This window comes from Agathobaculum hominis (assembly GCF_014288055.1).
Lineage (GTDB): Bacteria > Bacillota > Clostridia > Oscillospirales > Butyricicoccaceae > Agathobaculum > Agathobaculum hominis.
On record NZ_JACOPK010000006.1, the window covers coordinates 192,301 to 202,418 of the forward strand.

Annotated in this window: 9 protein-coding genes and 1 pseudogene; 4 read left to right on the plus strand and 6 right to left on the minus strand. The window is 63.0% G+C overall.

Annotated elements, in window-relative coordinates; translation table 11 throughout:
- Positions 1-30 precede the first annotated feature (30 nt).
- The 5 genes from H8S02_RS08225 to H8S02_RS08245 all read right to left on the minus strand — a co-directional run bounded on the left by H8S02_RS08225 (position 31) and on the right by H8S02_RS08245 (position 5,219).
- Positions 31-2,379 carry a SpoIIE family protein phosphatase gene (locus H8S02_RS08225; RefSeq protein WP_186970118.1) on the minus strand — a complete coding sequence of 783 codons (2,349 nt, stop codon included), beginning with the start codon at positions 2,377-2,379 and terminating at the stop codon, positions 31-33.
- Between the two features lie 151 nt (positions 2,380-2,530).
- The gene (locus H8S02_RS08230) at positions 2,531-2,788 is read right to left on the minus strand and encodes a hypothetical protein (protein ID WP_186970119.1); all 258 of its coding nucleotides are present in this window, start codon (positions 2,786-2,788) and stop codon (positions 2,531-2,533) included.
- A gap of 55 nt (positions 2,789-2,843) precedes the next feature.
- A complete protein-coding gene (locus H8S02_RS08235) occupies positions 2,844-3,383 on the minus strand; it encodes a peptidoglycan-binding domain-containing protein (RefSeq protein ID WP_158579150.1) in 540 nt (179 codons plus the stop codon).
- A 2-nt stretch (positions 3,384-3,385) separates the two neighbouring features.
- Positions 3,386-4,798: a peptidoglycan-binding protein gene (locus tag H8S02_RS08240; RefSeq protein WP_186970120.1), complete on the minus strand. Its 1,413-nt coding sequence runs from the start codon at positions 4,796-4,798 to the stop codon at positions 3,386-3,388.
- A 4-nt stretch (positions 4,799-4,802) separates the two neighbouring features.
- A complete protein-coding gene (locus tag H8S02_RS08245; protein ID WP_186970121.1) occupies positions 4,803-5,219 on the minus strand; it encodes a hypothetical protein in 417 nt (138 codons plus the stop codon).
- A gap of 88 nt (positions 5,220-5,307) precedes the next feature.
- Here H8S02_RS08245 and H8S02_RS08250 point away from each other — a divergent pair, with 88 nt between their 5' ends.
- Positions 5,308-5,772 carry a heme-degrading domain-containing protein gene (locus H8S02_RS08250; RefSeq protein ID WP_186970122.1) on the plus strand — a complete coding sequence of 155 codons (465 nt, stop codon included), beginning with the start codon at positions 5,308-5,310 and terminating at the stop codon, positions 5,770-5,772.
- 46 nt (positions 5,773-5,818) lie between these two features.
- Here H8S02_RS08250 and asnB read toward each other — a convergent pair whose 3' ends face one another.
- Positions 5,819-7,648 (minus strand): asparagine synthase (glutamine-hydrolyzing), encoded by a 1,830-nt coding sequence (gene asnB / locus H8S02_RS08255; RefSeq protein WP_186970123.1) that lies wholly within the window; start codon positions 7,646-7,648, stop codon positions 5,819-5,821.
- Between the two features lie 360 nt (positions 7,649-8,008).
- On the opposite strand from asnB, the gene H8S02_RS08260 reads away from it, so the two are divergent.
- The 3 genes and pseudogenes from H8S02_RS08260 to H8S02_RS12580 all read left to right on the plus strand — a co-directional run.
- A complete protein-coding gene (locus tag H8S02_RS08260) occupies positions 8,009-9,160 on the plus strand; it encodes an acyl-CoA dehydrogenase (protein ID WP_118685509.1) in 1,152 nt (383 codons plus the stop codon).
- A 21-nt stretch (positions 9,161-9,181) separates the two neighbouring features.
- Entirely contained in the window at positions 9,182-9,982 is an 801-nt protein-coding gene (gene acrB / locus H8S02_RS08265; RefSeq protein WP_186970124.1) for an acryloyl-CoA reductase electron transfer subunit gamma, read from the plus strand.
- A gap of 20 nt (positions 9,983-10,002) precedes the next feature.
- Positions 10,003-10,118 (plus strand): annotated as a pseudogene (locus H8S02_RS12580) (acryloyl-CoA reductase electron transfer subunit beta); the annotation flags it as partial.

Genomic DNA, 10,118 nt, shown 5'->3' on the forward strand with positions numbered 1-10,118 from the left:
CTTGTCGGCGAAACTGTAGTTTCGCGACAGTCAAAAATTCGTCTTTTCTACGCGCATGACGATGGCGGTGCGGTCGTCGTCGCTGCCGCGGCCCCGGGCCTCAGTGACGAGCCGCGCCGCGAGCTCCTTCGGCCCTTCGCCGCCGTGCTCACGCAGCAGCTCGCGCACCCACGCATCATCCAGCCCGTCGGACACGCCGTCTGACACCATGATGAACAGATCGCCGTGGGAAAGCCGCAGCGGCACCGACTGGCCCTGGTTTTTCTCGTCGGAAAGGCCGACGGGAAGCGATTTCCCGGCGAGCACGCTCCAGCGCCCGTCCGTGCGCACATAAGAGGGCGCAGCGCCGCATTTCAGGCTCTCCGCCTGCCCGGTGAACAGGTCGAGCGTGAGCGCGTCGAGGGTGACGAAGCGCGTGCCGTCCGAGCGAAGCCGCAGCGCCGGAGAGACCGCGCCGAGCGCATCGCCGAGCGGGATTCCGGCGCGGAGAAAGCGCTCCATCGAGCTGACGAGCATGCGGCTGTCCTGCGCGGCGGCCGCGCCCGAGCCCATGCCGTCTGCGAGCAGCAGACAGGCAACACCGGCGTCGGTCAGGAACCAGCAGCCGCTGTCGCCCGAGACCGAAACGCCCGAGCGCTGCTGCCTGCCGATGCCGACGACCGCGCGGAACGGCGCACGCTCGTGCATTTCAAGGCAGGTGCCGAACTCGTTCTCCATCTCGCGCGGCTCGGTCAGCGCAACGTCGAGCAGGGCGCTCAGTCCGGCGGAAAAGCCTTCGCCCTGCCGCAGGATGTCCGCGATGCCGTCACCGTACAGCTCGACGATCAGCCGCCCCTGCGCGTCGCGCACCGCGCACACGCGGTCGATCCATCCGAACGCCGCCGCATAGCGGCGGATCTGCTTTTCCATCATCGGCTGCGCGGTCACGTCCTGCGTCACCTCCGCGCCGAGCTGGCGGAGGATGTCGGTGATGCCGGCATACTGCCGCGCGAGCAGGCTGCGGTTTTCCTCCTGCTGCCGCCGCAGGCTCTGCCGCTCACGCAGCGCGAAGAGTGCGCTGTTGATGGCGCGGATGAGCTCGGGCAGATGCACGCAGCGCGAGGAGAAATGATAGGGAAAATCCTGCATTTCCGCGCGGCCGCGCGCGAGCATGGGCTGCGTGACATCGTTCAGCGCCGCGAGCGTGGTCACGTAGTCCTTCTGCCAGCACTGTGCGCACAGCACGCAGCTCTTGCACACCCGGTCGCTCGCCCGGTCGAATACGACGCGCAGGTTTTCGTCTCCTGCTGCACGACCCTCGGCCGCGCCGCTCAGCATGGCGAGATAGAGCTCGTAGAACGCCTGCGCAGCCTCGGTCGCGCAGTGACCGGCCGCCCGGCGCAGCTTGAGGCGCGTTTTTTCACCGACGAGCGTTTCGGGCAGCAGCGTGCGCCGCAGCGCATTCCAGACCGCCTCGGGCAGCGACGCGAACAGCAGCACTGCCGCCGTCAGCTCGGACAGGAGCGGAATGAACAGGTCGCTTCCTGTGCCGAGCATGGAGGCGCACAGGCCGGAGGTGAACGCGCAGACGGCGAATCTTGCGCGTCCGCCGTCGCGGAACAGCCCGGCCGCGAGCGCGCAAAGGCCGTAGCAGCAGGTGAACAGCGCTCCTGAGCCCACGCCGAGATCCATTACCGCGCCGAAGGCGACGCCTGCCGCCGCACCGACCGCCGGTCCGCCGAGATAGGCTGTGCCGAGCACAAGCAGCAGCGCCGCCGCCCTCGCCGGGGCGAACAGACCGAACAGACTGACATGCGCGAGGCTCAGCAGCACGGTCGCGGTCACGGCGAGCAGCGTGACCGGTCTGCGCCAGTCGCCTTCCTCACGCGGCGGAGCGAGCGCCGCGCCGTAAATGCGGCACGCGCCGAACGTCAGTCCCTGCACGGCGAGAAAGGTCATCACGGCCGGGGCGCGCAGCTCGTCCCCGGCCGGCAGAAAGATGAATGTACAGGCGGCGCCTGCCGCTGCGGCGACGGCCGGGGCGAACCACGGACGCTGTACGACGCGCAGACCGGTGCACACGCTCATGACGCACAGCACGATGAGCGTCGCGGCGACGTAAACGCCGCCGAGCAGGCCGTCGTCGATGAGCATCGCGCCGCAGACCACGCCGCCGACGGCGGAAAGTCCGGCGCCGTGCGCCATCATGGCGCTCGCCATCGCGAGTCCGAAAGGCGCATAGCCGTCGAAAACGTTCGCCTGCATGAGCAGCGCACACAGCACGAACCGCCGCGTCCCGACGAGCAGACGATGCAGATGTTCCTCGTTCCACAGACGGACCGCGATGCTCGCCGCCCTTCCGAGCAGCCGCGGCGCACGCCTCACTTTTTGCTTGTCCATTTTGAAAAGCCTCCTTCACTGCCCATTCAGTATACCGCAGACTTTTTGCAGGAGTTGGCGGAAAATACAGGCGGAAATAAAGGCAATACCGGTTTTGAAGTGCGAAAAACGGCGATGCAGGAGACCGGACATTTCCTGCGCCGCCGTTTGTTCAGAGGAGCGAGGCGAGCAGGTGCACGAGGCTCGCGGTGAGAGCGCCGAGCGCGAAGACGGCAGGGAGCAGACGGGCGGACACGCGCCTCGGTCTGCGCCGCCTCGAGCCGAGACAGCCCTCCGCGATGCGGCAGGCCTCGCGCACGGCGTCGCCGCGCGGAAAGGCCGGATCGCGCACGAGAAAAATGGCCTGCTCGAACGGGCCGCCGCTCTCCGGCCGCACCACCACAACGCGCCGGCTGATACCCTTTACCATGAAAAACACCCCTTTCACGGTAAGGATTTCCGGTCTGTCGCCGTTTTATACCCGCTCAGGGCAGCGCCCACGCGAGGGGCGCGCGCTCGTAGAGCGCGTTGTGCAGACCTGCGAGCATATCCCAGGTCGCGCAGTCCGCGACGCCGGTCTGAGGCAGGCCGAAAATGCCCTGCATGACGCGCACAGCGGTCTCAGTCTCCGCGTCATATTCGCCGGTGAGGGGGACGGGAGCGAGATTTGCGAAGTGCGGCGCGCCGCTGCCGAGCAGGAGCTGAAGGACAAACACCGCCGCGCCCCTGTCGCCGGGCGAGAGCACGCCGCCCTCCGCCGGAAAAAAGCGGACAGCGGCAGGCAGAGCATCGAGCGCGGTCAGATGCTCGTATGCGCCAAAGATGCTGTCCCAGGTCGCGCGGTCAACCTGCCCGGAGACCGGAAGTCCGTTCTGCCGCTGATGCGCACGGACCGCTTCGGCGGTCTCCGCGCCGAAGATGCCGTCCGGCACGAGCGGCTGCGGGTGGTCGTTTTCCTGCTGGATACGCCGCAGACATACCTGAAGATCGTAGATATGGCGGCGCTTCTGTTCGTCTGTGTACACTTTCATTCCTCCTCACTGAGCACGTAGCCGGGATACTGCCCTTCGGCAGAACGGGAGGACGCCTCGACATCGGCGGCCAGCCGCGCCATTCCCTCCCAGGTCAGCGGACCGACCGCGCCGGTCGCGGGCAGACCGAGCAGCGTCTGGATGACCGAGACCGCACTCTCGGTCGCGCTGCCGAAAATGCCGTCCACCGTGACCGCGGGCACCTCGGGATAGCCGCGCGCGATGATGCTGATGAGCTCCTGCGCCCGCCGCACGGCGTCGCCGCGCATGCCGGTGACGAGGAATACCTCGGGCAGGCCGACGAACAGGCCGAGCCACTCCTGTTCGGGCTGCACGAGCAGCACGGAGCGGTAGGTAGAGACCAGCGCGTTCCATGTCGCGCGGTCCACCGCGCCGGTCACGGGCAGGCCGAGCATGCGCTGATATGCCTCGACGGCCGAGCGGGTCTGCGGACCGAAAATGCCGTCGAGCTGTGCCGCGCTCCAGCGGGGCAGGGCGTCATAGTACTCGCCTGCGATGGCGAGAAAATACTGGAGAAGCCGGACGGAAACGCCGCTCATGCCCTCGGAGAGCAGCTCGGGATACTGGCGCGAGATCTCCTCGAGGGTCAGCCCCTCGCTGTTCAGCTCGCTCAGCCGCTTTACATTATTATAGACAAAGGCAATCCGGTACCATGTCGCGCGCCCGACCAGACCGTCGGGCGTCAGGTTGAACTGGCGCTGGAACGCACGGACAGCGGCCTCGGTGTCGGCGTCGAACACGCCGTCGGCGGGGTAGATCTTCGGAATGTTCGGGTAGTTGGTCGAAATGCGGTTGAGGCGGTTCTGGATGGTGCGCACATCCTCGCTGTTCTCGCCAAGCCGCAGCGTGATGCCGGGGAAGGACTCGCCGAGCGAGGGGGAGAGGGGCGCGTCGGCGGAAAAATTGATGTCGTCGCCATAAAAGGAGCGTACGATCTCCTCGGCGGAAAGTCCCTGCTCGGCGAGCGGGACCGTGCCCCACTGGCTCAGGCCGCCGGGACAGGTGACGGTCGTGCCGTTACAGTACTGCGCGAACAGCGGCTCGACCGCATCGCCGCGCGTCAGATAGCTGCCGATCATGTCGTCCACAATGGTCGAAATGTTCTCGAAAATGTCGCGCCCGGGGACAAAGGACTGGTCATAGCGCGTGGAATTGGTGATGTCGAAGTCGTAGCCCTGCGAGCGGTACCACTCGGTGAAGATGCGGTTGAGCACATAGGACATCTGCGCATAGATATTCGCACGGATGGCGGCCTCGGGCCACGTCGGGTAGATTTCCGAGGATGCGACATTTTTCACGTAATCTGCGAACGGCACGGTGATGTTCGCGGCGTTTGAGGACGGCGGGCCCAGATGCACGGTGATGTTCTCGGGGATGGAAACGGGCATAAGATCACTCCCTTTCACTGCTCAGCACCTGCGTCTGACCATCCGAGGTCAGCTCGGCAGGCGCGGTGCTCTCGTATTCGGGCAGCGGCGTGAGCGCGACGGGGAGCAGAGCCGGCACGCCGGAAAACAGCGCGATGTGCAGGGCTGTGAGAGGAACGTAGCCATCGAGCGCGGCCTCGACCGTGTAGAGCGCATAGGGAACGTCGCCGTCGGGAGAGAGCGAGTTTTCGCGCGGCGGCGTGGAAAGCGTCATGGGCGGCGTCATGCCGCCGCTGTCGGTGCGGACCGAGTAGAGCAGCTGACGCGAGCCGCTCTCGTCGGGCGCGGTCGAAACCGTGACGAGGGCGTTTTCGAGCGGCTGTGCGCCGAGCGCGGTCGTGACCGCGACGCGCAGCACGGCGGTATCCGATGAAACTGCCAAAGAAAGACCTCCTTGCCAAATGGAACGGATGAAAGTATAATAAAAGCACAGGATTTCGTTTTGACATTGCGGAAGGAAGGAAAACAGAATGCAGGATTTCAAGACCATGCGCGATATGTGCGCAGAACAGGAAGAAAAGTTTCAGTTTGAGCGATTTTCGCGCCGTGATGCGCTGAATATCGGACTCAAGCTGATCGAAAATGCAGAGAAGCAGGCGCAGCCGGTCGCGGTCGAGATCACGGTGAACGGCCTTGTCGTGTTCCGTTATTTCATGGAAGGCTCCAGGCCGGAGAGCGAGCTGTGGCTCGCGCGCAAGCGCAACGCGGTCGAGCTGACCGAGAGCTCGTCGCTCCGCATGTTCGCGGAGATGGAGGCCGCCGGTCAGACGTTCGTAGACCGCAAGCTGTGCGGCGACGACTATGCGGCGGGCGGCGGCTTCCCGATCGCGCTGCGCGGCACGGGCGTGATCGGCTCGATCTGCGTTTCCGGCTTTGATGACCATCTCGACGATCATCAGCTCGTGATCAATACGCTCGCAGAGTATCTCGCGTGAGACTGTCGCGAAACCGAGAGTCGGAGAGAAATCTCCGGCTCTTTTTTTATGCCAGCCGGACCCGGAAACGCTGCGCCCAGTGCTCGAGCTGGATGATATAGGCGCAGATCTGCGGCACGCGCATCAGCTGACCGAACCACGGCTCAGGCAGGCTGTCGGGATCAAGGATGAGCCGATCGACGGCTTCGCGGTCGAACAGAGCGGCGGCGAACGAATTCCTGTCCGCAAGGATGCGGCGCGCGCCCTCGGCGCAAAGACGGGCGTAGACCGGGTGAAAGGTTTTCGGATAGGGACTTTTTCGGCGGGAAACGATCGCTTCGGGCAGCTCATCGGCAAATGCACGGCGGACGATGCCCTTTTCGCGGCCGTCCAGCGCCTTGAACGCCCACGGCATATTGTAGGCGTACTCGACGATGCGGTGGTCGCAGAACGGCACGCGGACTTCGAGTCCGGAATACATGCTCATGCGGTCCTTGCGGTCGAGAAGGGTCGCCATGAACCAGTCGAGGTTGAGCACGAACATCTCGCGCATGCGCGCGTCCTTCGGACTGTCCGAGGGGAGCCTGGGCGCACGGCGGCAGGTCGAAAGATAGTGCTCGCGGATGAATTCCGCGCCGTTTTTCACGACGCCCCCGCGCAGCAGGCCGAGCCGCAGCGAGACCGACCGTGACCACGGAAAGGTGTCCTCGAACAGGATCTCCTCGCGGTGGTACCAGGGATAGCCGCCGAACAGTTCGTCCGCGCATTCGCCCGACAGGCAGACGGTCGTGCCGCCCTGCTTGACGGCCGCGCAGAACAGCAGCAGAGAGGAGTCTACGTCCGCCATGCCGGGCAGTCCGCGCGCTTCGGCGGCAGGGCGGAGCGCAGCGCAGACCGCCTCCGGGTCGAGCACGACGCGGTGATGATGCGTGCCGAGAAAATCCGTCATCAGCGCCGCAAAATCGCGGTCATCGGTCGGCTGAAAGCTGTTTTTGACAAAATACCGCTGGTTTTCACGGTAGTCGACCGACCAGGTGTGAAGCGTCTCGTTCCGGGACGCATAAGCGCGTGCGGCGACGGCGGACAGGATGGACGAGTCGAGGCCGCCCGACAGAAAGCAGGCGAGCGGGACGTCGCTGACGAGCTGCCGCTGCGCAGCATCGGTGATGAGGTCGTGGGTGCGCTGAACGGTCGCGTCGAGGTCGTCCTCATGCTCGTGCGCCTCCAGACGCCAGTAGGCAGTCCTGCGGAACCCTTCGGGCGTCAGCACGGCAAAGCTGCCGGGCAGGAGCGAAGATATGCCGCGGAATACGCCGCTTTCGGGCGGCCGCGCAGGGCCGAGCAGCAGCACGGTGCGCAGACCGTCCTCATCGAGCACCGGCTCGGCCTCCGGGTGGCAGAGCACGGTGTCGATGGTCGAGCCGAACACAAGACCGCTGCGCGTCGGACAGCAGAACAGCGGCTTGACGCCCAGACGGTCGCGCACGAGGACGAGCCGCCGCTCGGTCTTCTGCCAGAGCGCGAAGGCAAAAATGCCGTCGAGCCGCGCGAAAGCGTCCGTATCCCATTCGAGAAAGGCGTGCAGCACGACCTCGGTATCCGAGCGGCTGCGGAAAACATGGCCGAGGGCGGTGAGCGAATCCCGTACCTCGTCTGTGTTGTACAGCTCGCCGTTGTAGACGAGCACGGTGTTCCCGTCGGGCGAGAGCATGGGCTGCGCGCCGCCCTCGGGGTCGATGACGATCAGCCTGCGGTGCACGAGCGCCGCGTCGGGGTCGGTGTAGGTGCCGGACGCATCCGGCCCGCGCGGCCGGAGCCGGCGGTCCATCGCGCTGAGCACCGGGCCGCCGCGCCGCGCGTCGCGGTCGAAATCGACAAAGCCTCCAATTCCGCACATGAAAAATTTCCTCCTGTAAAATTTATTTTGCCGGGACTTAACATTTGTATTCCAAAGCAACCAGTAATATGCAAAGAGTTCACCAAGAGTTTGCCAAAAAAATCACAAATGCAACAAATGCGTGCATTTATGTATAGCGCACGCACATTTTCATAGAAGATATGCACAAAAACGGGGATCGGTTTTTATAGAAAAAAAGAATGTTAAATCCTTGACAAATGACTTTCGGACAGTATAATAGAGAATAGACATGCTCCAAAGTAGGGTGTCAGCACCTGAAAGTGTCCTGCGGCAGAGAGGCTGATGGACACTGTATTTTTGTGTTTTACCCACGATTTATATTTTTGGGAGGTTTATGGCATGGATTTTAGGCTTACAAAAGAAGAAGCACTGTTCCAGAAGATGTGCCGTCAGTTCGCTCTGAATGAAGTAGAGCCGATCGCGGCAGAGATCGACGAGCAGGAGCGTTATCCGGAAGAGACCGTTCAGAAGCTGATGAAGTACGGTCTGATGGGCATTCAGTTCCCGAAGGAAGTCGGCGGCTCGGGCGGCAACTACGTCTGCTACACCATCGCGATCGAAGAGATGAGCCGCGTATGCGCGACCACCGGCGCGATCATTTCCGCACACGGCACTCTGGGCGCTTGGCCGATCTACGCGTTCGGTACTCCGGAGCAGAAGGAAAAGTGGCTGCGTCCGCTGATCACCGCCAAGGAAGGCGCTAAGCTCGGCGCATTCGGTCTGACCGAGCCGAACGCAGGCACCGACTCCGCTGCACAGCAGACCGTTGCTGTCAAGCAGGAGGACGGCTCCTACATCATGAACGGCTCTAAGGTATTCATCACCGGCGGCGGCCGCGCTGATACCTATGTCGTATTCGCTATGACCGACAAGAGCAAGGGCAACCACGGCATTTCCGCCTTCATCGTCGACAAGGACGATCCGGGCTTCTCCATCGGCAAGATCGAGCACAAGATGGGCATCCGCGGTTCTCAGACCTCTGAGCTGATCTTCGAGGACGTACATCTTCCGGCAGACCGCCTGCTCGGCAAGGAGAACGGCGGCTTCAAGATCGCTATGATGACCCTGGACGGCGGCCGTATCGGCATCGCAGCTCAGGCACTCGGCATCGCGCAGGGCGCACTGGACAAGGCTGTTCAGTACATGAAGGAGCGCGTACAGTTCGGCAAGACCCTCGACAAGTTCCAGGGCCTGCAGTGGATGGTAGCAGACATGGCTACCCAGATCGACGCAGCACGCCTGCTCGTTCGCCGCGCTGCATTCAACCACGACGTTGGCCTGCCGTTCACCAAGGAAGCTGCTATGGCCAAGCTGTACGCTTCCGAGGTCGCAATGGACGTCACCACCAAGTGCGTACAGATCTACGGCGGCTACGGCTACATCCGTGAGTACCCGATGGAGCGCATGATGCGCGACGCTAAGATCACCGAGATCTACGAGGGCACTTCTCAGGTTCAGAGAATGGTCATCGCCGGTCAGGTACTGCGCTAAGAAAAGGAGGAAAACTGAACTATGAAGGCAATTGTTTGTGTAAAGCAGGTTCCGGATACCTCCGGCAAGGTAGCAGTCAATCCCGACGGCACCCTGAACCGTGCATCTATGGCAACCATTATCAACCCGGACGACCTTAACGCTGTTGAGGCCGCTCTCAAGCTCAAGGACGCAAACGGCTGCAAGGTCGTTGTCGTTACCATGGGTCCTCCCCCGGCAGAGGGCATGCTGCGTGAGCTGATCGCTATGGGCGCTGACGAAGGCGTTCTGGTTTCCGGCCGTGAGTTCGGCGGTTCCGATACCTTCGCAACCTCTCAGATCCTCGCAGCTGCGATCAAGAACATCGGCGTTGAGGCTGATGACATCGTATTCTGCGGCCGTCAGGCAATCGACGGCGATACTGCTCAGGTAGGCTCTCAGATCGCTGAGAAGCTGAACATCCCGCAGATTTCCTACGCAGCAGACGTCAAGGTCGACGGCACCACCGTTACCGTTAAGCGCATGCTCGAGGACGGCCATATGACCATCGAGACCCAGACCCCGTGCCTGCTGACCTGCATCAAGGAGCTCAACACGCCGCGTTACATGTCTCTCGGCGGCATCATGGACTGCTACTCCAAGCCGGTTTCCGTACTCGACTACAACGCACTCAAGGACGATCCGCTGATCGACCCGACCACCATCGGTCTGAAGGGTTCTCCGACCAACATCTTCAAGTCGTTCACTCCTCCCCAGAAGGGTCAGGGCAAGATGCTCGAGGGCGCTGACAAGGCTACCTGCGAGACTCTCGCAGCTGAACTGCTGAAGAAGCACATTATCTGATCGAAAGGAGAACACTTACAATGGCTGATTTCAATAACACCAACCTCGCCGATTTTTCCGGCGTATGGGTATTCTGTGAGCAGCGTCAGGGCAAGCTGCAGCCGACCGTACTCGAGCTGATCTCCGAGGCACGCAA